The sequence below is a fragment of the Xenorhabdus sp. PR6a genome (assembly GCF_028599065.1).
GTDB classification, from domain to species: Bacteria; Pseudomonadota; Gammaproteobacteria; order Enterobacterales; family Enterobacteriaceae; genus Xenorhabdus; species Xenorhabdus doucetiae.
In genome coordinates this window covers 1-24987 of sequence record NZ_JAQRFJ010000002.1, presented here as the reverse complement: position 1 = coordinate 24987, position 24987 = coordinate 1, and the positions used below count along the sequence as shown (strand labels likewise).

Below are 24987 nucleotides of genomic sequence, written 5' to 3'. Positions count from 1 at the left end.
CGAAAGCTGCTTATTTATCTCCCCGCGACGCGGGGGATAATAAATGCATTTTGCAGTACGACGAGTATAGCAAACTAAGCCTGGTTAATTTTTTGTTTTCAATTTGTTTGTTTTGTTTCTGTTTAGGTATAATTCTGTAATTAAATTACATAATGAGAAAAAAAGGTGATTTATGCCGCTAAAAAAGTGGTCGGATGAGTGGTAAGTTTTCAATTTGTAGCGTAAAATTTCACTCATCTTACAGGTTAAGCCCATGAGGGGGTATCAATGTCTCTATATCGTGAATACTCTTGGCATCAGATTCTCTTACGGCGTTTTGGCGCTATCTCGCTGGGCACTATTGCGCTGCCTGTTATGCTGTTTCGCCGTGATCGTGCCCGCTTTTATAGCTATCTGCATAAAGTATGGCTAAAAACCAGTGATAAACCAGTATGGCTAGAATGTTCAGAAATGGCTTCAGGTATTCGAAATCGTTAAAGTGGCATAATGACGGAGCCTAACTGAGCATTTTGAATATAACATTTTGACACCTTGTCGATTTACACCGGCAAGGTGTTTTGTTTTATAGGCCATTTAAACGTACATTTGTAACTCAAGATATTGACTCCAATCTATTTCTATTTCGAGTCTGGCTTGGAAGGCGGCGGGCAGAGGCAACTTGGCAAGTGAATTGACTTAATTCATGGCAGCTAGGTATTTTATGGTGAAGAAAATGCTAAGAGATAAGGGGAATGTGATGAACAATGTTGAACTGGAGCATGTGCTCAATACGGAATTGAATATCCGTGAATTTCAAGATTATGCTCCCAATGGATTACAGGTAGAAGGCCGTCCCCATGTTCAGCGGGTGATTACGGGTGTGACAGCCTGCCAGGCATTGTTGGATGAAGCGGTTCGCCTTGAGGCGGATGCTGTTATCGTTCATCACGGATACTTTTGGAAGAATGAATCTCCTGTTATCCGTGGCATGAAACGACGCCGTCTGCAAACACTACTTTGCAATGATATCAACCTGTATGGTTATCATCTCCCGTTAGATGCCCATCCTGTTTTGGGTAACAATGTTCAATTGGCGCGCCAGATGGGGGTAAAGGTCATCGGCGAGATTGATACGCTTCTGCCTCATGGCACTTTTGATCAACCGGTTACACCGGCAGAATTGGCTGAACGTCTTGAAAAAAGTTTGGCGAGAAAGGTACTGCATTGTGGCGATAATGCACCCGAAGAGATCCGTACACTGGCATGGTGTACCGGTGGCGGCCAGAGTTTTATTGAACAGGCGGCTGAGTTTGGTGTTGATGCCTTTGTGACAGGCGAAGTCTCAGAAAAGACCATCCATGTTGCCCGTGAAATGGGGCTGCATTTTTTTGCGGCAGGGCACCATGCGACAGAGCGCTATGGCATCAAAGCGCTCGGTGAGTGGTTGGCAAGTCATTATGGATTGGATGTGACTTTTATCGATATTCCTAATCCGGCTTGATTTTTAGATAGCCCCTGGATTTTATTTCCCTTTTGGCATCTGGGGGCTTCTACTTTTTTGTGGGAAATTTATAGGCAAAAGGGACAAAACAAGCATGATGCTCCCACAGCAGACCAGTACATTGCCCAATGCTTGGCTCCAGCCTGCCAACGCTAATCCAAGTCCCAACAGCAAATAGTAAAACAATCCGAATAAAGCGCCGGCAGTGCCCAGTCTGTCTGAGTAGTGAGTTAATGCAGAAGCCAGAATATTCGGAATAGCCAGACCATAAGCGATAACGATTCCAGACATAGGAAAAATAAAGAACCAGCTATTTTCAAGCAGGTATACACCGATCCCACTTAACAGACTTATCAATGAGGCAAGGGTAACTAATTTGGCAGATATCCACGATTGTTTTAATAGGTATTTATTTAATAACGAACCTAACCCAACACCGAAAGTCAATAATAAACCAGTATAACCAAATAATTCCGGCGACAATCCAAATTGTTCAAAACGGAATGGCGCTAATTGATAGTAGCTAAATAAACAAATATTGAAAAATGCGATCAAAAACGCATTTCGCCAAATTGCAATATCTTTAAGCATCATGATTGCTGTGCTGAATAAAGCCACTTTTGTGACATTATTTGGCCGGGTTTCTGGCAATTTTACAATCGACCAACCGGTCAGAATAACCGCCAGAATGGCGAGTCCGGCAAAGACGGCTTGATAGCCAGCAAAAGCGTTCAATAGTGAACCGCTAAACATGCCAATGGCAGGGCTGGCAGCCAAGGCAATGCCCATAATGGAAAAAATACGCGCCAATTCTTCTCCACGGTAAGTATCACGCATAATGGTCTGTGTACCGACAGAGCCAACGGCTGCCCCGAAAGCAGACAGCATTCTGGCAACCAGCAATAACCAAAATTGTTGTGTCAGTAATGCCAGCAGAGAAGCGAGACTGTAGAGCGATAAGCCAATAATGATAGTCGGGCGTCTGCCAATCAGATCACACAGGCGTCCCCATACAACTACACCGAGAGCAAAAGCAAAGAAGTAGAGTGATAGTGTTTGAGCGGCTTGTTCAGAGCTGACGGAAAACCCATTAGCGATATTGGTTAATGCAGGGCTGTAGATAGTTTCTACAATTTGCGGGAACATCATCAAAGCGATAGCGAGCCAAAGTGATGGTTTAGTTTGCATGATTTTTTCTGATGATAAGTGAGTCATGGCTCAAAAGGTTAGCATTCCGGTTTCTGTCTTTTTATGATAATAAAGACGATTTATTTATCTAAACAGACATTGAGTCAAAAGGTATTTATATGGTGTGGTTGCAACAAAATGATTATTTTGATCCTGATAGATTGAATATGCCTGTGATAGGGATTGCAGCGGAGATGGGGCAACACGATTCTGGCTTTCATCGGCATAATATGGGGCAATTGCTGTTTACCCGGCGGGGCTGTATCAAGATAACATTGGCAAATCAGATCTCTATTCTGCCTCCAACCAGAGTGGCATGGATACCCGCCAAAACACGGCATCGGGCAGAAATGCGCGGCTCTGTAGGCTATCGTTCTATCTATTTGGATACTGATTTGAATGCTTCTGAAACAGCGTTACTTTCTAACCAAAGTGAAGTATTGGAAGCCACGCCACTATTACAGGCGCTTTTGGAGCGTATCGCGATATCTTCTTTTGACTCTGATTGGTCTCAGGGAAAAGGGGCAAATTTGCTGGCCGTATTTTTTGACGAAATTCGTGAGGCGCGTAGGGAACCGACTTTGTTGCCTCTGCCTTCTGATCGGCGTTTAACACCTCTATCACTTGAACAATTGCCGCCACCACTGCACATATTAGCCATTGATATTGGTGCCAGTGAAAAGACGATTACGCGGATATTTCATCGTGAAACAGGCATGAATTATCAACAGTGGCGACAGCAATGGCGGTTAGTAAAGGCGATAGAGCTATTGGCACAGAACAAAACCTTATCTTATATTGCTCAGGAACTGGGTTTTGCCAATGATAGTGCATTTGTGACATTTTTCCGTAAAGTCATGGGGAGACCGCCAAGGGAATATATAAAAAACTACACCCCTAATATCAGTAAAAACTGATGTGAGAGGTGCAGAAATACACTATTCAGAATGTGTCAGAATATGAATAGTGTTATTGGCGTCATTAAATTACTTTTTCAACTGACTCTTGAAATCGCGTTCAGCATGACCCGTATAAAGTTGACGTGGACGTGCGATTTTCAAACCTTCATCGTGCATTTCATTCCAATGTGCAATCCAGCCAATAGTACGGGCAATGGCGAAAATCACAGTGAACATGGTGGAGGGAATCCCCATCGCTTTCAGGATAATGCCAGAGTAGAAATCGACATTGGGATACAGTTTTTTCTCAATGAAGTAGGGGTCGTTCAGCGCAATACGTTCTAATTCCATTGCTACTTCCAGCAGACTGTCATTCAGGCCAAGTTCATTCAGCACTTCATGGCAGGTTTCACGCATCACGGTTGCGCGCGGGTCATAGTTTTTGTAAACACGGTGACCAAAGCCCATCAGGCGGAAAGAATCATTTTTATCTTTGGCGCGCGCAATGAATTCAGGAATGTGTTCGACAGATTGGATCTCTTCCAGCATCCGCAAGCAGGCTTCGTTTGCTCCACCATGTGCAGGTCCCCACAGGGATGCAATACCCGCAGCGATACAGGCAAATGGGTTGGCGCCGGAAGAGCCCGCAGTACGTACCGTTGAGGTTGAGGCATTTTGTTCATGATCGGCATGCAGGATGAAAATGCGATCCATAGCGCGTTCTAATACGGGATTAACCTTATATTCCTCACACGGTGTTGAGAACATCATGTACAGGAAGTTAGCGGCATAAGACAGATCATTACGTGGATAAACAAAAGGTTGCCCAAGGGAATATTTGTAACACATTGCCGCGACAGTGGGCATTTTGGACAGCAAACGGTAAGCGGTAATTTCACGGTGGCGAGGATTATTGACATCCAGCGCATCATGGTAGAAAGCAGCCAGTGCGCCCGTAACACCACAAAGAACCGCCATTGGATGAGAATCACGGCGGAAACCGTGGAACAGACGGGTGATCTGTTCGTGGATCATCGTATGGCGAGTCACTGTCGTTTTAAATTTTTCGTACTCTTCGGGAGTAGGCGGTTCGCCATATAGCAAAATGTAACAGACTTCCAGATAGGTCGATTCCGTTGCAAGCTGATCGATGGGAAAACCACGGTGCAGCAAAATGCCTTCATTGCCATCAATATAGGTGATTTTCGACTCACAAGAGGCAGTGGAAGTAAAGCCCGGATCGTAAGTATAGAAGCCTTTTGAGCCGAGGGTTCGAACGTCAATTACTTCAGTACCTAGGGTCGGCGTTAGTACGTCTAGTTCGATAGCAGCTGAACCATTTATGTTCAACGTAGCCTTTTTATCAGCCATTTACATCTCCTTAGCGCTTATTTTTTATAACCCCTAACAACCAGATAGGCGCAATTTATACTGTGCCGAAGGCATTGTGCTACCGGAGAGAGTTTAAAATCAGGCTGGTATCACATTTAACGCTGAAATCTCATTACGGATGACAATGGTTTTCAGGTTGTTAAAAAGTTTTTGAACGTTATGTTTAAAGTATTATTCACATTAAATGTTAACATTCTGTGCTTATACGGTACTTTCACATAACTTTTATTTTTCGTTAAGATTAATTTTTCATCATAAAATGACGGCAAATAATATATAACGATATATATGTAAGATAAATGTTTAATCTTTGTCAAACAAGATCATGTATTTTACGAAAAGTGTTTGAAGCGTGATCTTTCTCACTGTTCAAGCTAAATGTTAATAATCATATTGTGTGGGAATTGTAATAACAATGTGAAGTACTTATACTTCGGTAAGGTCTCCGGATTACCCTGTTGTAGGAGCACCCAGCGTAATCAAATCACAACTTTTGATGAACAGTAAGGATTGTTGAGTTAATTACGTTGTGTCTTTGTATCCTCTAAGCGCTGTCTGATTCCCGCCCAGGACCGGAGGATGGAAAATAAAAAAAAGCTTTGTGGGCAAAATTGTGAAAAAACAAAGACCTGTCAACCTCGATTTGCGGACGATTAACCAACCCGTCTCCGCGATAGCATCGATCTTGCACCGTATCTCAGGCGTCATCACCTTTATCGCAGTGGGTATCCTACTGTGGTTATTGGGTATGTCACTGTCTTCGCAGGAGGGCTTCCTACAAGCATCTGAAATCATGACTGGCTTCTTCGCCAAATTTATCCTGTGGGGGATATTGACGGCGCTGGCTTACCACATCTGTGGGGGTATTCGCCATGTGTTGATGGATTTTGGTTTCTTGGAAGAAACTCTCGCTACCGGTAGTGCATCTGCCAAAGTAGCAATAGTCATCGCGGTTATTCTGTCTATTCTGGCTGGGGTATTATTATGGTAAGCAACGCATCCGCATTGGGTCGTACGGGTATTCAGGATTGGCTGCTGCTACGTGCATCCGCAATTATTATTGTTTTGTACGTCCTTTACCTTGTCGGTTTTGTCGCAACAACGTCGGATATGACTTATGAAGTCTGGCGCGGTTTCTTCTCTTCCTCCCTCACCAAAGTATTCACCGTGTTGGCGCTGCTTTCCATTCTGGTTCACGCATGGATTGGCTTGTGGCAGGTACTGACAGATTATGTCAAGCCGCTCGCACTGCGTTTGGTTCTGCAACTGGTGATTATTGTCGCGCTGTTAACTTATTTGATTTACGGAACAATTGTGGTGTGGGGTGCATAAATGAAACTGCCAGTAAGAGAGTTTGACGCTGTTGTTATTGGTGCCGGTGGCGCAGGTATGCGTGCTGCACTGCAAATTTCACAAATGGGTTTATCTTGTGCCTTAATTTCCAAGGTATTCCCAACGCGTTCCCACACTGTATCCGCACAGGGTGGGATCACGGTTGCTTTGGGCAATACCCATGATGATAACTGGGAATGGCACATGTACGATACGGTGAAAGGTTCTGATTATATCGGTGACCAGAATGCTATCGAATATATGTGTAAGACTGGCCCGGAAGCCATTTTGGAACTGGAGCACATGGGGCTGCCATTCTCCCGTTTGGATGATGGCCGTATTTACCAACGTCCATTCGGTGGGCAATCTAAGAATTTTGGTGGCGAGCAGGCAGCTCGTACTGCGGCGGCGGCCGACCGAACCGGTCACGCCTTATTGCATACGCTATATCAGCAGAATTTGAAGAATCACACGACGATTTTCTCTGAATGGTATTCGCTGGATCTGGTTAAGAATCAGGACGGTGCGATTGTTGGTTGTACTGCTATCTGTATTGAAACCGGTGAAGTGGTTTATTTCAAAGCCAAGGCAACCATTTTGGCAACTGGTGGGGCTGGTCGTATTTACCAATCCACAACCAATGCACATATCAATACCGGTGATGGTGTGGGCATGGCGCTGCGTGCTGGCGTTCCTGTCCAAGATATGGAAATGTGGCAATTCCACCCAACGGGTATTGCTGGTGCGGGCGTGCTGGTCACAGAAGGTTGCCGTGGTGAAGGGGGGTACCTGCTGAATAAAGATGGCGAGCGCTTCATGGAGCGTTATGCACCCAATGCCAAAGACCTTGCTGGCCGCGACGTAGTAGCGCGTTCTATCATGATTGAAATCCGTGAAGGCCGTGGTTGTGATGGGCCATGGGGACCTCACGCGAAATTGAAACTGGATCATCTGGGCAAGGATGTATTGGAATCTCGTTTGCCGGGCATCCTCGAATTATCCCGTACCTTCGCTCATGTCGATCCAGTAAAAGATCCGATTCCGGTTATTCCAACCTGTCACTATATGATGGGGGGGATTCCAACTAAGATCACGGGTCAGGCATTGACAGTCAACGAAAAAGGTGAAGACGTTGTAATTCCGGGCTTGTTTGCCGTGGGTGAAATTGCCTGTGTATCCGTACATGGTGCAAACCGTCTCGGTGGGAACTCACTGCTTGATCTGGTGGTATTCGGTCGCTCCGCTGGCCTGCATTTGAAAGAGTGCCTGATGGAGCAAGGAACCAGCCGTGATGCTAGCGAATCCGATGTTGATGTTGCATTGCAACGTCTGAACCGTTGGAATAATACCCGTTCAGGTGAAGATCCGGTTGAAATCCGCAAAGCCTTGCAATCTTGCATGCAGCATAACTTCTCAGTATTCCGCGAAGGTGAGGCGATGGCAAAAGGGTTGGAAGAGCTGAAAGTGATCCGCGAACGTCTAAAAAATGCGCGCCTGGATGATACTTCATCAGAATTCAATACGCAGCGCATTGAATGTTTGGAATTGGATAACCTGATGGAAACGGCTTATTCGACTGCCGTTGCTGCGAATTTCCGTACAGAAAGTCGTGGTGCCCATAGCCGTTTTGACTATCCAGAGCGTGATGATGCTAACTGGCTGTGCCATAGCCTGTATTTACCGCAAACTGAGAGCATGACGCGTCGTGAAGTGAATATGCAGCCAACGCTGCGTGAAGCTTTCCCGCCGAAAGTGCGTTCTTACTAATTGCGTTGCTGATGTTTCAGTTGCGGAGAAATAGATTATGAAACTTGAATTTTCAATTTATCGTTATAATCCAGATATTGATGATGTGCCTCGTATGCAGGACTACACACTGGAAGCTGAAGAAGGACGCGACATGATGTTGCTGGATGCGCTCATCCAGCTAAAAGAGCAAGATCCCACTTTAGCATTCCGCCGTTCTTGTCGTGAGGGAGTTTGTGGCTCTGACGGCGTGAATATGAATGGTAAAAACGGCTTGGCATGTATTACGCCTGTTTCGGCATTGCGTCGTGGTAATAAGAAAATTGTCATTCGTCCATTACCTGGTCTGCCAGTGGTTCGTGATCTGGTTGTTGATATGGGGCAGTTCTACGCACAATATGAGAAAATCCGCCCTTACTTGGTTAATGACGGTAAAAACCCGCCTGCGCGTGAGCACCTGCAATCACCGCAACAGCGTGAAAAACTGGATGGCCTGTATGAGTGCATCTTATGTGCCTGTTGCTCAACATCTTGCCCGTCATTCTGGTGGAATCCGGATAAATTTATCGGCCCTGCCGGTCTTTTGGCAGCCTACCGTTTCCTGATTGACAGCCGTGATACTGAAACAACTTCACGATTGGATAACTTGAATGACGCATTCAGTGTTTTCCGTTGCCATGGGATCATGAATTGCGTCAATGTCTGCCCTAAAGGACTGAATCCGACAAAAGCGATTGGTCATATTAAATCTATGTTGCTGAAACATAGCGCATAGCAAAATAAAATTTGTGCATAAATAACACATAATTAGTGTGTAAATAATGCATATAATGTCGCCCTCCACAATTTTGAAATAAATATCAAATCAGTGGAGGGCATTAAAGAATGAAAAATGATAAATTGCCTGCGGCTAAAGACGAAATATGTTTTCAAATAAAGGAACCTTTAAAAACTGAGAGTTAGTTTTTAAAGGTTCCTTGAAGGGTAGGAAAACCCAAATAAGAACATGCATTAAGCACGTCCAAATGAACCTTTTATCAACACCGCTGATTAAGCGGAATTTGTTAACCACGGCGAAAACTAAAGCTTTTAAAGCTTAAGGGATCACAATGCAGAACGGCGCAATGAAGGACTGGCTGGACTCAAGCTTTCTGGCTGGTGCAAACCAGTCTTACATAGAGCAACTCTATGAAGACTATATAACCGATCCTCATTCTGTTGATGAAAGTTGGAGAGAAATTTTCCAACAATTACCGGATGCAGGACTTGGCGGGGAACAACTCCACTCACAGACACGCGATTACTTCCGTCGTCTGGCAAAGGATGCCACGCGTTATCACACTTCAGTCAGCGATCCAGCAATGGATGCAAAACAAGTCAAAGTTTTGCAGCTCATCAATGCATTCCGCTTCCGCGGACACCAACATGCAAATCTTGATCCATTGGGATTATGGAAACAGGAACCTGTATCTGATCTTGATCCTGCTTTCCATAATTTAACAAAAGCGGATTTTGAAGAAACGTTTAATGTAGGCTCTTTTGCCATTGGTAAAGAGACCATGAAATTGGCTGATCTGTATGACGCGCTGAAACGCATTTATTGTGGTTCAATTGGTGCGGAATATATGCATATCACCAATACAGAAGAAAAACGTTGGATCCAGCAACGTCTGGAGTCTGTGACAGTAAGTTCACAGTTTAATACAGAGGAAAAGCGTCGTTTCCTGAAAGAATTAACATCCGCGGAAGGTCTGGAACGCTATTTAGGTGCTAAGTTCCCGGGGGCGAAACGTTTCTCCCTGGAAGGTGGCGATGCACTTATCCCGATGTTAAAAGAGTTGATCCGTCACGCAGGTAAACAAGATACCCGTGAGGTTGTGTTGGGAATGGCTCATCGTGGTCGTCTCAACGTTCTGGTCAACCTCTTGGGTAAAAAACCGGTTGATCTGTTCGACGAATTTGCGGGTAAACACAAAGAGCATCTGGGGACGGGCGACGTAAAATACCATCAAGGTTTTTCTTCTGATTTTGAGACCGAAGGGGGTCTGGTGCATTTGGCACTGGCCTTTAACCCGTCTCACCTTGAGATTGTCAGCCCTGTTGTTATCGGTTCTGTACGTGCCCGTCGTGATCGTCTTGATGAAGGTCGCAGCAACATGGTTCTGCCTGTCACCATCCACGGTGATGCTGCCGTAACCGGGCAGGGGATTGTTCAGGAAACACTGAACATGTCGCAGGCTCGTGGTTATGAAGTGGGTGGTACGGTTCGTATCGTGATTAACAACCAGATTGGATTCACCACATCTAACCCGAAAGATGCCCGTTCAACACAATACTGTACTGATATTGTGAAAATGGTGCAGGCGCCGATTTTCCACGTTAACGCGGATGATCCAGAAGCCGTTGCATTCGTCACACGTCTGGCGCTCGACTTCCGTAATACCTTCAAACGTGACGTGATGATCGATCTGGTTTGTTACCGTCGCCACGGTCATAACGAAGCGGACGAACCAAGCGCAACTCAGCCACTGATGTATCAGAAAATCAAAAAAATGCCAACTGCACGTAAAATTTATGCAGATAAGCTAATAGCGGCAGGCTTGCTGAGTGCCAATGACGTTACTGAGATGGTGAACCTGTATCGTGATGTACTGGATCATGGTGAATGTGTTGTCGATGAATGGCGTCCAATGGGGCTGCATTCATTCACATGGGAACCCTACCTGAATCACGAATGGGATGAAGAATATCCGCATAAAGTGGATATGAAACGTCTGCAAGATCTTGGCAAAAGTATCAGCACTGTTCCTGCCGAAGTGGAAATGCACTCACGTGTTGCAAAAATCTATGGCGACCGTGCAGAAATGGCCAATGGCAATAAATTGTTTGACTGGGGTGGCGCGGAAACACTGGCTTACGCGACGCTGGTTGATGAAGGTATTCCGGTGCGTCTCTCCGGTGAGGATGCGGGACGTGGTACTTTCTTCCACCGCCATGCTGTTATTCATAATCAAAACAATGCCTCTGTTTATGTGCCCCTGGCGAATATCCACAATGGCCAAGGGGTGTTCAACGTATGGGATTCGGTACTGTCGGAAGAAGCTGTACTGGCATTTGAATACGGTTATGCAACCACTGAACCTCGTGCCCTGACAATTTGGGAAGCGCAATTTGGCGATTTTGCCAACGTGGCTCAGGTTGTGATTGACCAATTCATCAGCTCTGGTGAACAGAAATGGGGTCGTATGTGTGGTCTGGTGATGCTGTTACCGCATGGCTATGAAGGACAGGGTCCAGAGCACTCATCGGCACGTCTGGAACGTTATCTGCAACTCTGTGCTGAACAAAATATGCAGGTCTGCGTACCATCGACCCCAGCCCAGGTTTATCACATGCTGCGTCGTCAGGCTCTGCGTGGTATGCGCCGTCCACTCATTGTTATGTCACCGAAATCATTACTGCGTCATCCATTGGCTGTGTCCAGTCTGGATGAATTGGCGAATGGCAAATTTGAGCCAGTCATTGGTGAAGTCGACGCGTTGGATCCAAAAGGCGTTAAGCGCGTTGTACTGTGTTCCGGTAAGGTTTATTACGATCTGTTGGAACAGCGTCGTAAGAATGAACAGACTGATGTTGCTATTGTGCGTATTGAACAATTGTATCCATTCCCACGTCAAAATCTGCAAGCTCAACTTGAGCAGTATGCCCATGTTCATGACTTCGTCTGGTGTCAGGAAGAGCCACTGAACCAAGGGGCTTGGTATTGCAGTCAACATAATTTCCGTGAAGCAATCCCATTTGGGGCTTCTTTACGTTATGCAGGTCGTCCGGCATCTGCTTCCCCGGCTGTGGGATATCCGTCTGTTCACCAGCAGCAACAGCAAGCACTGGTTAATAACGCCCTGAACGTTGAATAAATAAGGATAGAAAATGAGTAGCGTAGAAATTCTGGTTCCAGACCTTCCTGAATCTGTTGCAGATGCCACGGTTGCGACATGGCATAAAAAACCAGGTGACACCATAGCGCGTGATGAAGTGCTGGTTGAAATTGAAACGGATAAAGTTGTTCTGGAAGTGCCAGCAAGTGAAGCGGGTGTCTTGGAATCTATTTTGGAAGAAGAGGGCGCCACTGTACTGTCCAAGCAACTGTTAGGTCGTATCCGTCTGGGTGATAGCACAGGTATACCTGCTGAAGTAAAAACCAAAACAGAGGCAACGCCAGCACAACGTCAGACTGCGTCTTTGGAAGAAGAAAATAACGATGCACTAAGCCCTGCGGTTCGTCGTCTGATTGCTGAACATGATTTAGATCCTGCTGCAATTAAAGGCAGTGGTGTTGGTGGCCGTATTGTTCGTGAAGACATAGAAAAATATATCGCTGCGAATAAAAAAGAGAGTGATAAACCGGCTACGTCCGCTGAACAGCCATCCTTATTGCCACACCGTAGTGAAAAACGTGTGCCAATGACGCGTCTGCGCAAGCGTGTTGCAGAACGTCTGCTTGAAGCGAAAAACAACACGGCAATGTTGACGACTTTCAATGAAGTCAACATGAAGCCAATTCAGGAATTGCGCAAGCAGTATGGCGATGTGTTTGAGAAACGCCATGGTGTACGTCTGGGTTTTATGTCTTTCTATGTGAAAGCCGTTGTTGAAGCATTAAGACGTTACCCAGAAGTGAACGCTTCCATTGATGGCACTGATGTGGTTTACCACAACTATTTTGATATCAGTATCGCAGTATCTACTCCACGTGGTCTGGTGACACCAGTTTTACGTGATGCAGATGCACTGAGCATGGCTGACCTTGAGAAGAGCATCAAAGAGCTGGCTATCAAAGGCCGCGACGGTAAGCTGACCGTTGAAGAACTCACCGGCGGTAATTTCACTATTACCAATGGCGGGGTTTTCGGCTCCCTGATGTCCACCCCGATCATTAATCCACCACAAAGCGCGATCCTTGGTATGCATGCCATTAAAGATCGTCCAATGGCAGTCAATGGTCAGGTTGAGATCCTTCCGATGATGTATCTGGCACTGTCCTATGACCACCGTCTGATTGATGGTCGTGAGTCAGTCGGCTTCCTGGTGACCATCAAAGAAATGCTGGAAGATCCAACACGTTTGTTGCTGGATGTATAGCATCGCTATCGGCATCCCTATTGGCGGAGGGTATTAACTCCGCCAAGTCTGAAGTAGTACGACGTTGATGTAAAAATGTATATGCAGGCCAGCCTCTTGGGGCTGGTCATATCCAGAGCAACAAAATAGAAGGTAATTTACCTTTCTTAGATTAAATTATGGATAGAACATCATGAATTTACACGAGTATCAGGCAAAACAACTTTTTGCACGGTATGGTTTACCAGCGCCTGCGGGCTATGCTTGTACCACTCCGCGCGAAGCAGAAGAAGCAGCATCCAAGATTGGTTCAGGCCCTTGGGTCGTTAAATGTCAGGTTCATGCAGGTGGACGCGGTAAGGCTGGTGGCGTGAAAGTCGTCAACAGCAAAGAAGATATCCGTGCTTTTGCTGAACAATGGCTGGGTAAACGACTGGTCACTTACCAGACTGATGCACAGGGGCAACCTGTCCATCAGATCTTGGTGGAAGGGGCAACCGATATTGCCAAAGAGCTGTATCTCGGTGCTGTTGTTGATCGCGGTACGCGTCGTGTAGTGTTCATGGCCTCTACTGAAGGTGGCGTCGAAATAGAAAAAGTGGCGGAAGAAACGCCCGAGCTAATCCACAAAGCCATTATCGACCCACTATCTGGCCCTATGCCGTACCAAGGCCGTGAATTGGCATTTAAACTCGGTTTGACGGGTAAGCAAGTTGGTCAATTCACCAAGATTTTCTTGGGATTGGCTAACCTGTTCTTGGAGCGTGATTTGGCATTGGTCGAAATCAACCCTCTGGTGATCACAACGCAAGATGATCTGGTGTGTTTGGATGGAAAATTGAGCGCTGATGGTAATGCGATGTTCCGTCAGGCTGAACTGCGTGAAATGCACGATCCTTCACAGGAAGATTCACGTGAAGCTCAGGCAGCACAATGGGAACTCAACTATGTTGCGCTGGACGGTAACATTGGTTGTATGGTGAATGGTGCAGGTCTGGCAATGGGAACAATGGACATTGTCAAACTGCATGGCGGTGCACCGGCAAACTTCCTTGATGTGGGTGGTGGTGCAACAAAAGAGCGTGTTACCGAAGCATTCAAGATCATTTTGTCAGATGACAATGTGAAAGCCGTTTTGGTAAATATCTTTGGTGGTATTGTCCGTTGTGACTTGATTGCTGACGGCATTATTGGTGCAGTGGAAGAAGTCGGCGTCAATGTGCCGGTGGTCGTTCGTCTGGAAGGAAATAATGCTGAACTGGGCGCTAAGAAACTGGCAGACAGTGGCTTGAATATCATTGCCGCGACCAGTTTGACAGACGCAGCTAAACAGGCAGTCGCCGCAGCGGGGAATAAATAATGTCTATTTTAATCGATAAAAACACCAAAGTGATTTGCCAGGGATTTACTGGCAGCCAAGGTACTTTTCACTCCGAACAGGCGATAGCCTACGGTACTCAAATGGTTGGTGGTGTCACACCGGGCAAAGGGGGTACTGAGCATTTGGGACTACCTGTATTCAATACCGTGCGTGAAGCTGTTGAAGCAACGGGTGCAACTGCTTCTGTTATCTACGTTCCGGCGCCATTCTGTAAAGATTCCATTCTGGAAGCGATTGATGCGGGTATCAAATTGATCATCACGATCACAGAAGGTATCCCAACACTCGACATGCTGACCGTTAAGGTAAAACTGGATCAGGCGGGTGTACGCATGATTGGCCCTAACTGTCCGGGAGTCATTACACCTGATGAATGTAAGATCGGTATCATGCCTGGTCACATTCACAAATCAGGTAAAGTGGGTATTGTCTCTCGATCAGGCACATTGACTTACGAAGCCGTTAAACAAACCACAGATGCTGGATTGGGGCAATCTACCTGTGTTGGTATCGGTGGTGACCCGATCCCCGGTTCAAACTTCATTGATATTCTGAAACTGTTCCAGGAAGATCCGCAAACAGAAGCGATTGTCATGATTGGTGAAATCGGTGGTACAGCAGAAGAAGAAGCCGCCGCTTATATCAAACAACATGTGACTAAGCCTGTCGTTGCTTATATTGCAGGTGTGACTGCACCTAAAGGTAAGCGTATGGGTCATGCTGGCGCGATTATCGCTGGCGGTAAAGGGACAGCAGATGAGAAGTTTGCTGCACTGGAAGCCGCAGGTGTGAAGACGGTTCGCAGTCTTGCTGACATTGGCGATGCGGTAAAAGCGTTATTAGCATAAGAAACACAAAATAAAGCTATTTTTATCGAAAAAGGCTGCCTTAAGGTGGCCTTTTGTTTTTTATTTATAATATTAACAGTAGGTTAGTTCATTGATAAGTATGTTTTTTCAATTTAATAGAACCGGATTTTAGGAAAACCTATTTATTTGATTAATTAAATAAGAAATATCGAGAAAATATTTTTTTTAAAGAATGAAAAAGAAAAGTTAATTTTCTAATGTATTTTACAGCAAAAAATAAATTACTTTTCATCGGAAATAACAACTTATTAACACTCGGTAAACTATAATGAAATAATAACTGTAATGCTTAACAAAAGATAGAAAAAATTGACTAAAATCAATTTATTACTCTGGATTGTATTCGCTAAACTTGATTAAATTGATCTAGTATATATAGGTATTAGCCTGAGAATGCATGGTATTGTTGACCTATATTCAGAATTCCAAGCTGAGTCACGTAAAAATTATTTATTGTGTGTGAATATAGGCGTAATATTATTGTGGTATCTATTGAGTTTTTGATTTTGTAATAATTCATTGTTGTGTTTGAGGCATTTATTGCTGGTAGTTACGAGGCTTTCGTTTTTACGAAGTCGGGTTGCCGCAAGTCGGTGTCTTCCTGCTAGGAGCAAGGAGTCAAGATGTTTGATATTGTCGAACTGTCACGATTACAGTTTGCCTTAACTGCCATGTACCATTTTCTGTTCGTACCCTTAACGCTCGGTATGGCGTTTTTGCTTGCGATCATGGAAACGGTATATGTCCTTTCTGGCAAACAAATCTATAAAGATATGACAAAATTCTGGGGCAAGTTATTTGGTATTAACTTTGCTCTGGGTGTCGCAACGGGCTTGACCATGGAGTTCCAGTTCGGAACCAACTGGTCATATTTCTCACATTATGTTGGTGATATTTTCGGTGCGCCTTTGGCCATCGAAGGTCTGATGGCATTCTTCCTCGAATCCACATTTGTTGGTCTGTTTTTCTTCGGTTGGGATAGACTGAGTAAGAAACAACACTTGGCAGTGACCTGGCTGGTTGCATTAGGCTCTAACTTCTCGGCATTGTGGATCTTGATTGCGAATGGTTGGATGCAAAACCCGATTGCGTCTGACTTTAACTTCGAAACCATGCGAATGGAGATGGTGAGCTTCAGCGAACTGGTACTTAACCCAGTTGCCCAGGTGAAATTTGTTCACACTGTTGCAGCCGGTTATGTGACAGGCGCCATTTTTGTATTGGGCATCAGTTCTTACTATCTGCTTAAAGGGCGCGATTTGGCGTTTGCCAAACGTTCTTTTGCGATTGCGGCCAGTTTTGGTATGGCTGCGGTGCTGTCCGTTATTGTTCTGGGTGATGAATCTGGATATGAAATGGGGGATGTGCAGAAAACCAAATTGGCAGCCATTGAAGCTGAGTGGGAAACCCAGACGCCTCCAGCTTCATTCACACTGATTGGTATTCCTGATCAAGACAAAATGGAAAATAAATATTCCATCCAAATTCCTTACGTTTTAGGTTTGATTGCTACCCGCTCCACAGATACGCCAGTCGTTGGCCTGCGTGATCTGATGAGTCAGCATGAACAGCGTATCCGTAACGGCATTAAGGCCTATGAATTATTGGAAGAACTGCGTGCAGGTAATGTTGATCCGAGTGTTCGCAGCGCATTCAATGAAAGTAAGAAAGATCTTGGCTATGGCATGCTCGTGAAGCGTTATACCCAAAACGTCACTGATGCGACAGAGGAGCAAATCAAGGCCGCCGCGAAAGACTCCATTCCACGTGTTGCACCGCTCTATTTCGCATTCCGTATCATGGTTGCCGCTGGCTTTATTATGTTGTTGGTTATCGGTCTGTCATTCCTGAGTGTTATCCGTAACCGCATCGGTCAACATAAGTGGCTACTGCGTGCTGCATTGTTCAGCATTCCATTGCCGTGGATTGCCGTTGAGGCTGGTTGGTTTGTCGCGGAGTATGGCCGTCAGCCATGGGCGATTGGTGAAGTGTTGCCAACGGCTGTTGCGTCTTCAACACGCAGTGTAGGCGATCTGATTTTCTCAATGGTACTGATTTGTGGTCTGTACACTTTGTTCTTGATTGCAGAAATGTTTTTGATGTTCAAATTTGCCCGTCTTGGCCCAAGTAGCCTCAAGACCGGACGTTATCATTTTGAACAAAAAACAGCTTCTTCAGCGAATAATATTGAGTAAGCAGGAGTCCACTTATGCTTGATTATGATGTATTACGATTTATATGGTGGCTGCTGATTGGTGTGTTACTGATCGGTTTCACCGTGACTGATGGTTTCGACATGGGCGTCGGTATTTTGTTGCGGATCATTGGTAAAAATGATACTGAACGCCGCATCATGATTAACTCAGTTGCTCCACACTGGGATGGTAACCAAGTTTGGTTAATTACCGCAGGTGGCGCCCTGTTTGCCGCATGGCCGATGGTCTATGCCGCCGCTTTCTCTGGTTTCTATGTGGCAATGATTCTGGTCTTGGCGGCATTATTCTTCCGTCCGGTTGGCTTTGATTACCGTTCAAAACTGGAAAACAGCAAGTGGCGGAATATGTGGGATTGGGGACTGGTTATTGGCAGCTTTGTCCCTGCGCTGGTTATCGGAGTTGCGTTTGGTAACTTACTGCAAGGCGTACCGCTGGCAGTGGATACTTACCTGCGTGTCTCTTACGAAGGTTCGTTCTTTGGATTGCTGAATCCTTATGGATTGCTGGCCGGTGTGATCAGCCTGATGATGATTGTGACGCAAGGCGCAACATACCTGCAAATGCGTACAACGGGTGAATTGCACCTGCGCTCTCGTACTGCGACCCACGTTTGTGCAGCGGTAACGGCAATTGCGTTCCTGTTAGCGGGGATTTGGCTGATTTATGGCATTGACGGTTATGTTGTAACGGGAGGGCTGGATGTTAATGCGGCATCTAATCCGTTACATAAAGAAGTGGTTCAGCAGGCCGGAGCATGGCTGGCCAACTTCAATGACTATCCGATTTTGTGGGCAATACCTGCGTTGGGGGTACTTCTTCCTCTGCTGACTATCCTGACGACTTGGATGGATAAAGGTGCCTGGGCATTTTTCTTCTCATCACTGACAGTTGCTTGTATTATCCTGACTTCAGGTATTGCGATGTTCCCGTTTGTGATGCCATCAAGCCTTGATCCGAATGTCAGTCTGACGATGTGGGATGCGACATCCAGCCAATGGACGTTGCAAATTATGTTCGTTGTTGCCGTTATCTTCGTTCCTATTGTGCTGTCTTACACCATTTGGTGTTATTACAAAACCTTCGGGCGTTTGGATAAAAATTACATTGAAAACAACAAACACTCACTGTACTAAGGAGCATAGGCATGTGGTATTTTGCTTGGATTCTCGGAACGCTCTTAGCTTGTAGTTTTGCTGTCATTGCTGCTTTGGCACTTGAGCATAGCGAATCACAAAAAGCCTCTGAGAGTGACAAAAAATAATGTTGGCAGATAAATGCGGCCAACTTATGGATAAGAGCCTGTTGAGGGCTCTTATCCTCATCATGGCCTTAATACTTGCTGCATGTGTGTTCTGGCAGCCTGCGCGTTTTGCTGCTAATACCAGTTCACTACAGATATGGCAAAGCATTTTATTGGTCTGGGCAGTTTGTTCTGGCGTTACTTTTGGTGTTGGTTTCCATCCTAAACGTATTATCTGGCGTTTGTTTTTTCACCCATTACCTGCGTTTTTCATTCTTCTTTTTGGCTTATATCATTTCTTTAAGTAAACTAATTGTAATTTTATAGGATATCGGTCTATAAAATTTTTTTATTAACAGGCCATTCCAAAGCGCTATTGTCTTAAGTATAGTGGCAGCGTCAATTCGCCTAATTAGGATTATATGAGTAATATGTTATTCCGTTGGCCTATCCGTGTTTACTATGAAGACACAGATGCTAGTGGTGTGGTTTATCACGCTCGATATTTGCTCTTTTACGAAAGGGCTCGTACAGAGATGTTGCGTGAAAAAGGCTTCCACCAACAGCCTATGTTAGATGAGCAAGTTGGCTTTGTTGTGAGTCGCATGACGATTGACTATCAAAAATCAGCAAAGCTAGATGATAAGCTGGTGGTTGAAAGTGAAGTGACAAATATCCGTGGTGCTTCTCTGACATTTATTCAACGAATTGTTGATTGCAATGGCGTAGTTATCAACAGCGCAGAATGCCTGGTTGTCTACGTGAATTCATCTCGAATGAAGCCGATTGCGCTTCCAAAGTCTATTGTCGCGGAGTTTAAGCAGTGACTGATATGAACATCCTTGATTTATTTCTTAAGGCAGGTTTCTTAGTTCAGCTAATCATGTTGATTTTGATTGGCTTTTCTATCGTCTCTTGGGCAATCATTATTCAACGGACAAAGATCCTTAATGCAGCAAGCCGTGAAGCTGAAGCATTTGAAGATAAATTTTGGTCTGGCATTGAATTATCTCGCCTTTATAAAGAAAGTCAGTCACGTCGTGATTCGCTAAACGGTGTTGAGCAGATATTCCATTCTGGGTTTAAAGAATTTGCTCGTTTACATCAGGCAAATAACCATGCACCAGAAGCGGTTATCACAGGGGCTACTCGTGCCATGCGTATCTCACTCAATCGTGAATTGGAAGTCCTGGAAAATCACATTCCGTTTCTGGGGACGGTAGGTTCTGTGAGCCCTTATATTGGTTTATTTGGTACGGTCTGGGGCATCATGCATGCCTTTATTGCTTTGGGGGCAGTCAAACAGGCGACGTTGCAAATGGTTGCGCCCGGTATTGCGGAAGCGCTGATTGCTACCGCGATCGGTTTGTTTGCGGCAATTCCTGCGGTGATGGCCTATAACCGTCTGAATCAGCGTGTTAACAAACTAGAACAAATTTACGATAACTTTATGGAAGAATTCCTGGCTATTTTGCATCGTCAGGCTTTTGCTTCCAATACCAATAAGTCGTAATAAATCGTAAGGGGAAATCAGCGAATGGCGCGCACTCGTAGTCGCAGACGTGAGCTAAAATCCGAGATCAATATCGTCCCCTTGCTGGACGTGTTGCTGGTATTGCTGCTTATTTTCATGGCAACAGCACCTATTATCACGCAAAGCGTAGAAGTCGATTTACCTGATTCGGTGGATTCAAAAACAGTTTCTAGTACTGATAATCCTCCGGTCATTGTGGAAGTTTCTGGGGTAGGGCAATACAACATGGTTGTTAACCAGGAACGTTTGGAATTGTTACCTGAACAGCAAATCGTTGCAGAAGCCCAAACTTTGATGAAAGCCAATCCGAAAACGATTTTCTTGATTGGTGGTTCTAAGGAAGTTCCTTATGATGAAATTATCAAGGCGTTGAATATGCTTCGCCAGGCAGGGGTAAAATCGGTGGGCTTAATGACTCAGCCTATCGGTTCTTGACAGCGGCGATCACTTAAAGTTTCTGGATGTCGAACGTGGGAAAGACAAACGAGCAAAACAATAGGCTGAATCGCGCTATTATCATTTCGGTAATCTTGCACGCTATCCTGATCGGTTTTCTGATTTGGGGTTCTCTGGTGCAGAAAACAGAAATGGGGGGCGGTGGACAAAATGGGACTGTCATTGATGCTGTTATGGTCGATCCGAATGCGGTTGTTCAGCAATATAACCAGCAACAACAGCAACAAGCCAATGCCAGGTTAGCCGAGCAACAGCGGAAGAAAAAAGCCGAACAACAGGCGGCTGAATTGCGGGCAAAGCAGGCGGAAGAGCAGGAACGCCTGGAAGCGGCTGAAGAAGAACGAATTAAAGCATTACAGGCAGCAGAAACACAGAAAAAACAGTCTGAAGCGGCTACTGCTAAAGCGCGTGAAGAACAGGAGCAGGCTGATGCCGCTGCCGCTAAAGCACGTGAGGAGCAGAAACAAGCAGAAGAAGCGGCTGCAAAGGCGCTGGCAGAAAAAGAAAGAATTCTAAAAGAGCAGGCTGAAGCCCAACAGAAAGCGGAAGCTCAGGCGAAGAAAGAAGCGGAAGAGGCAGCAAAACGCAAAGCAGCAGCTGAGGCGAAAGCGAAAGTGGAAGCAGCAGCAGCTAAAGCAAAAGCTGAGGCGGAAGCTAAAGCCAAGGCAGAAGCCAAGGCAAAAGCCAAAGCTAAGGCAGAAGCCGCGAAACAGGCTCAGGCAGTTGATGATCTGTTAGGTGGATTAGCATCTAATGCACCTAAGCAGGGTGGGGCGAGCGCGGCTGGAAAAGGTGGTGGTAAGAAAAGCGGCCCTTCCGATTCTGATATCAATAATTACAAAGGACAGATTCAGTCCGTGATTCAGAGTCATTTTCGTGACCCCTCTTTGTATATTGGCCGTACTTGTGAGTTAAATATAAAACTGGCTCCAGATGGGTTGCTCATTGATATTAAAGCAGGAGCCGGTGATCCGGCATTATGCCGGGCAGCGATTACGGCTGCTAATTTGGCGAAAAAAATGCCACCTCCACTCAACAAAGAGGTTTATGAGTATTTTAAGAATTTCACATTAGAATTTAAGCCGCAGTAAGTTAATGTTTAGAGGATAATCATTATCCTCTAAACAAACTTTCGGATAATTTATATGTACAAACAAAATTATTAGATTTTATTTAGGTGTCTAGTTTTGTTTGTTGGTGTTTGTTAGAATCCGGCGGATTATTGCGGCAGGTAATAGATCGCGATAAGGGAGAGATGATGAAGCAAACTTTTAAACAGATGTTTAAGGTCATATTGGGCTTTCTGATGCTGTGGGCAACACTTGCTCAGGCAGAAGTTCGCATTGAAATTACACAAGGTGTTGATTCTGCTCGTCCTATTGGGGTTGTCCCATTTAAATGGACTGGGGCAGGCGATGCGCCTGAAAATATCGGTTCAATTATTGCTGCGGATTTGAGAAACAGTGGAAAATTTAATCCGATTGATGCCACTCGTATGCCGCAACAACCGACGACTGCATCAGAGGTAACGCCTGCTGCATGGTCTGCGTTGGGGATCGACTCAGTTGTTGTTGGGCGCATTCAGCCCAGTGCGGATGGTAAATTTCTTGTCTCTTATCAACTTGTTGATGTTGCTGGTGCACCAGGAACAGTCTTGGCACAAGAACAAGTCACCATTGAAAAGAAATGGTTGCGTTTTGCGGCGCACACAGTCAGTAATCAGGTTTTTGAAAAATTGACAGGTATTAAAGGTGCATTTACCACCCGTATAGCTTATGTCGTCAAAAATAATGGTGCGGTTAAATTTCCGTATGAGCTGCGGGTTTCTGATTATGATGGTTATAATCAATTCACGGTACATAGCTCACCAGAACCACTGATGTCACCAGCATGGTCGCCAGATGCTTCTAAACTGGCCTATGTGACATTTGAAGGTGGTCGTTCTGCACTGATCATTCAAACACTGGCAACCGGTGCTGTACGTCAGGTGGCTTCGTTTCCTCGCCATAACGGAGCACCCGCATTTTCTCCTGATGGGACTAAACTTGCCTTTGCATTATCTAAAACGGGTAGTTTGAATCTTTACGTGATGGATTTAGCTTCTGGTCAAATCCGTCAAGTCACTGATGGCCGCAGTAATAATACTGAGCCAAGTTGGATGCCAGATAGCCAGACACTGGTCTATACCTCAGATCAGGGTGGGCGTCCACAATTGTATAAAATCGATATTAATGGCGGTGCTCCACAACGCCTAACTTGGGAAGGATCACAGAACCAAGATGCAGATGTTAGCCCTGACGGTAGTTTTCTCGTGATGGTTAGCTCGGCAAGTGGCAGTCAGCATATCGCCAAACAGGATCTGGTAACGGGATCTGTCCAAATTTTGACGGATACGTTTCTGGATGAAACGCCGAGTATCGCACCGAATGGCACTATGGTGATTTATAGCTCCACTCAAGGGTGGGGAACTGTATTGCAGCTAGTTTCGACTGATGGGCGTTTCAAAGCGCGTCTTCCGGCTACCGATGGTCAGGTAAAATCTCCTGCCTGGTCGCCGTATCTGTGATGCATAATAATATGTATGGCAAACTATAAAAGGATCAAAGAGATGCAACTGAACAAAGTGCTAAAAGGGCTGATGTTAGCTTTACCAATCATGGCCGTAGCAGCGTGTAGTTCTCAGAAAACTGGCAACAACGATCAGTCTGGTGTAGGCACTGTTGATAATTCTTCTAAAGCGGCGCTGTCTGCGGAAGAATTAGCGCGTCAGCAGATGCAAGAGCTGCAAAACAACAATATCGTATACTTCGGTTTCGATAAATATGATATCAACAGCGAATTCGCTCAGATGCTGGATGCACACGCTGCATTCCTGCGTACTAACCCATCTGTTAAAGTGACTATCGAAGGTCACGCAGATGAGCGCGGTACTCCTGAATACAACATTGCTCTGGGTGAGCGCCGTGCGAACGCAGTGAAAATGTATCTGCAAGGCAAAGGCGTGACTGCTGATCAGCTTGCTATCGTTTCTTACGGTAAAGAAAAACCAGCTGTACTTGGCCATGACGAAGCAGCATACGCGAAAAACCGTCGCGCTGTGGTCGTATACTAAGAGTAATACATGAACAGTAACTTCAGACGTTATCTATTGGGTCTGTCGTTATTGGTTGGCGTAGCGGCTCCTTGGGCCGCTACTGCCCGAGCGCCAATCAGTAATGTCGGCTCAGGCTCCACCGATGAGCGCCTCTCCCAATTAGAGCGTATTTCTGACGCTCACAGTCAATTATTAACCCAGCTTCAGCAACAACTTTCTGATTCCCAACGTGATATCGATACACTCCGTGGTCAAATTCAGGAGAATCAGTATCAATTAAACCAGATCATTGAGCGGCAGAAAGATCTTTATCTGCAATTGGATAAAATCACCAATCCATCAAGTGCGGAGAAGACAGACTCAGAAAATCGCAATGCAGCGTCTTCGGCACAAGCTGAAAATAAACAATCCGCTGCGCCGGCGAGCACCGGAAGTGAGAAAGGTGATTACGATGCCGCCGTTTCTTTGGCTATCAACACCAAAGAATATGATAAAGCGATAGTCGCATTTCAAAACTTTGCTAAAACTTATCCTAAGTCTAAGTACTTGCCGAATGCTAATTATTGGTTAGGACAGTTAAATTACAATAAAGGCAAGAAAGACGATGCGGCTTATTATTTTGCTACTGTCGTGAAAGATTATCCTAAGTCACAAAAAAGCAGTGATTCCCTGTATAAAGTTGGTTTAATCATGCAGGAAAAGGGGCAAAAGGGTAAAGCAAAAGCGGTTTATCAGCAGGTGGTTAAGCAATATCCTGGTACGAATGCGGCAAAAATGGCAGAGAAAAAACTTTCTGGGATGTAATAATTATCCCCGAAAGGTCAGATATCGGTCTTTTTGGGGATAATTGATTGCTTAATAAGCGCTTAAACAAGTTTTTTAAAATAAACGTTGCGCCATGCTGAGAAATCAGTAATATATGCCGCCGTTGGCAGGGATAACTGTAAAACAGATTTAGATGGGTCGTTAGCTCAGTCGGTAGAGCAGTTGACTTTTAATCAATTGGTCGCAGGTTCGAATCCTGCACGACCCACCATCT

General features: G+C 45.3%; 24 protein-coding genes and 1 tRNA gene. 23 read left to right on the top strand and 2 right to left on the bottom strand.

The features are described from left to right. Positions 1 to 267 precede the first annotated feature (267 nt). Positions 268 to 477 (top strand): YbfA family protein, encoded by a 210-nt coding sequence (locus PSI15_RS00800; protein WP_273581888.1) that lies wholly within the window; start codon positions 268 to 270, stop codon positions 475 to 477. 259 nt (positions 478 to 736) lie between these two features. Then, the gene (locus PSI15_RS00795; RefSeq protein ID WP_273581951.1) at positions 737 to 1480 is read left to right on the top strand and encodes a type 2 GTP cyclohydrolase I; all 744 of its coding nucleotides are present in this window, start codon (positions 737 to 739) and stop codon (positions 1478 to 1480) included. 21 nt (positions 1481 to 1501) lie between these two features. Here the strand turns inward: PSI15_RS00795 and PSI15_RS00790 are convergent, their stop codons facing one another. Beyond that, entirely contained in the window at positions 1502 to 2668 is a 1167-nt protein-coding gene (locus PSI15_RS00790; protein WP_273581887.1) for an MFS transporter, read from the bottom strand. Positions 2669 to 2787: 119 nt separating this feature from the next. Here PSI15_RS00790 and PSI15_RS00785 point away from each other — a divergent pair, with 119 nt between their 5' ends. Beyond that, positions 2788 to 3585: an AraC family transcriptional regulator gene (locus PSI15_RS00785; RefSeq protein WP_273581886.1), complete on the top strand. Its 798-nt coding sequence runs from the start codon at positions 2788 to 2790 to the stop codon at positions 3583 to 3585. 69 nt (positions 3586 to 3654) lie between these two features. Here PSI15_RS00785 and PSI15_RS00780 read toward each other — a convergent pair whose 3' ends face one another. Next, positions 3655 to 4938 (bottom strand): citrate synthase, encoded by a 1284-nt coding sequence (locus tag PSI15_RS00780; protein ID WP_045969637.1) that lies wholly within the window; start codon positions 4936 to 4938, stop codon positions 3655 to 3657. Positions 4939 to 5560: 622 nt separating this feature from the next. Between PSI15_RS00780 and sdhC the strand changes: the two genes are divergently transcribed. The 20 genes from sdhC (at position 5561) to PSI15_RS00680 (ending at position 24984) form a co-directional block, all read left to right on the top strand. Continuing rightward, the gene (sdhC, locus tag PSI15_RS00775) at positions 5561 to 5950 is read left to right on the top strand and encodes a succinate dehydrogenase cytochrome b556 subunit (protein WP_273581885.1); all 390 of its coding nucleotides are present in this window, start codon (positions 5561 to 5563) and stop codon (positions 5948 to 5950) included. Continuing rightward, complete coding sequence (gene sdhD / locus PSI15_RS00770; RefSeq protein WP_045969641.1) at positions 5944 to 6291, top strand: succinate dehydrogenase membrane anchor subunit; 348 nt, start codon at positions 5944 to 5946, stop codon at positions 6289 to 6291. The genes sdhC and sdhD overlap by 7 nt, the downstream gene beginning before the upstream one ends. Further along, a complete protein-coding gene (gene sdhA, locus PSI15_RS00765; protein ID WP_273581884.1) occupies positions 6292 to 8058 on the top strand; it encodes a succinate dehydrogenase flavoprotein subunit in 1767 nt (588 codons plus the stop codon). 37 nt (positions 8059 to 8095) lie between these two features. Further along, complete coding sequence (locus PSI15_RS00760; protein ID WP_273581883.1) at positions 8096 to 8812, top strand: succinate dehydrogenase iron-sulfur subunit; 717 nt, start codon at positions 8096 to 8098, stop codon at positions 8810 to 8812. A 334-nt stretch (positions 8813 to 9146) separates the two neighbouring features. Continuing rightward, positions 9147 to 11954, top strand: coding sequence for a 2-oxoglutarate dehydrogenase E1 component (gene sucA, locus PSI15_RS00755; protein ID WP_273581882.1), 2808 nt, complete (start codon positions 9147 to 9149; stop codon positions 11952 to 11954). Positions 11955 to 11967: 13 nt separating this feature from the next. Further along, the gene (odhB, locus tag PSI15_RS00750) at positions 11968 to 13179 is read left to right on the top strand and encodes a 2-oxoglutarate dehydrogenase complex dihydrolipoyllysine-residue succinyltransferase (RefSeq protein ID WP_273581881.1); all 1212 of its coding nucleotides are present in this window, start codon (positions 11968 to 11970) and stop codon (positions 13177 to 13179) included. Positions 13180 to 13351: 172 nt separating this feature from the next. Then, on the top strand, positions 13352 to 14518 hold the full coding sequence (gene sucC, locus PSI15_RS00745) for an ADP-forming succinate--CoA ligase subunit beta (protein WP_273581880.1): 1167 nt from the start codon (positions 13352 to 13354) through the stop codon (positions 14516 to 14518). Beyond that, the gene (sucD, locus tag PSI15_RS00740; protein ID WP_273581879.1) at positions 14518 to 15387 is read left to right on the top strand and encodes a succinate--CoA ligase subunit alpha; all 870 of its coding nucleotides are present in this window, start codon (positions 14518 to 14520) and stop codon (positions 15385 to 15387) included. Before sucC ends, sucD begins: the two co-directional genes overlap by 1 nt. A gap of 644 nt (positions 15388 to 16031) precedes the next feature. Continuing rightward, entirely contained in the window at positions 16032 to 17603 is a 1572-nt protein-coding gene (gene cydA, locus PSI15_RS00735; RefSeq protein ID WP_273581878.1) for a cytochrome ubiquinol oxidase subunit I, read from the top strand. Between the two features lie 14 nt (positions 17604 to 17617). Then, positions 17618 to 18757, top strand: coding sequence for a cytochrome d ubiquinol oxidase subunit II (gene cydB, locus PSI15_RS00730; RefSeq protein ID WP_273581877.1), 1140 nt, complete (start codon positions 17618 to 17620; stop codon positions 18755 to 18757). A gap of 11 nt (positions 18758 to 18768) precedes the next feature. Next, positions 18769 to 18885 (top strand): cytochrome bd-I oxidase subunit CydX, encoded by a 117-nt coding sequence (gene cydX, locus PSI15_RS00725; RefSeq protein WP_099140739.1) that lies wholly within the window; start codon positions 18769 to 18771, stop codon positions 18883 to 18885. Next, positions 18885 to 19172: a cyd operon protein YbgE gene (gene ybgE, locus PSI15_RS00720; RefSeq protein WP_273581876.1), complete on the top strand. Its 288-nt coding sequence runs from the start codon at positions 18885 to 18887 to the stop codon at positions 19170 to 19172. Before cydX ends, ybgE begins: the two co-directional genes overlap by 1 nt. Positions 19173 to 19286: 114 nt before the next feature. Continuing rightward, positions 19287 to 19691 carry a tol-pal system-associated acyl-CoA thioesterase gene (gene ybgC, locus PSI15_RS00715; protein ID WP_273581875.1) on the top strand — a complete coding sequence of 135 codons (405 nt, stop codon included), beginning with the start codon at positions 19287 to 19289 and terminating at the stop codon, positions 19689 to 19691. After that, on the top strand, positions 19688 to 20377 hold the full coding sequence (gene tolQ / locus PSI15_RS00710) for a Tol-Pal system protein TolQ (RefSeq protein WP_273581874.1): 690 nt from the start codon (positions 19688 to 19690) through the stop codon (positions 20375 to 20377). Before ybgC ends, tolQ begins: the two co-directional genes overlap by 4 nt. A 24-nt stretch (positions 20378 to 20401) precedes the next feature. Next, positions 20402 to 20833 (top strand): colicin uptake protein TolR, encoded by a 432-nt coding sequence (gene tolR, locus PSI15_RS00705; protein WP_273551865.1) that lies wholly within the window; start codon positions 20402 to 20404, stop codon positions 20831 to 20833. A gap of 35 nt (positions 20834 to 20868) precedes the next feature. Beyond that, the gene (tolA, locus tag PSI15_RS00700) at positions 20869 to 21945 is read left to right on the top strand and encodes a cell envelope integrity protein TolA (protein WP_273581873.1); all 1077 of its coding nucleotides are present in this window, start codon (positions 20869 to 20871) and stop codon (positions 21943 to 21945) included. A gap of 188 nt (positions 21946 to 22133) precedes the next feature. After that, positions 22134 to 23420 (top strand): Tol-Pal system beta propeller repeat protein TolB, encoded by a 1287-nt coding sequence (gene tolB, locus PSI15_RS00695; protein WP_443256054.1) that lies wholly within the window; start codon positions 22134 to 22136, stop codon positions 23418 to 23420. A gap of 42 nt (positions 23421 to 23462) precedes the next feature. Further along, the gene (pal, locus tag PSI15_RS00690) at positions 23463 to 23966 is read left to right on the top strand and encodes a peptidoglycan-associated lipoprotein Pal (RefSeq protein WP_045969669.1); all 504 of its coding nucleotides are present in this window, start codon (positions 23463 to 23465) and stop codon (positions 23964 to 23966) included. 9 nt (positions 23967 to 23975) lie between these two features. Further along, positions 23976 to 24752, top strand: a complete 777-nt coding sequence (cpoB, locus tag PSI15_RS00685) for a cell division protein CpoB (RefSeq protein WP_273581872.1) — start codon at positions 23976 to 23978, stop codon at positions 24750 to 24752. A gap of 156 nt (positions 24753 to 24908) precedes the next feature. Continuing rightward, positions 24909 to 24984, top strand: a tRNA-Lys gene (locus PSI15_RS00680). The last annotated feature ends 3 nt before the right edge of the window (positions 24985 to 24987 follow it).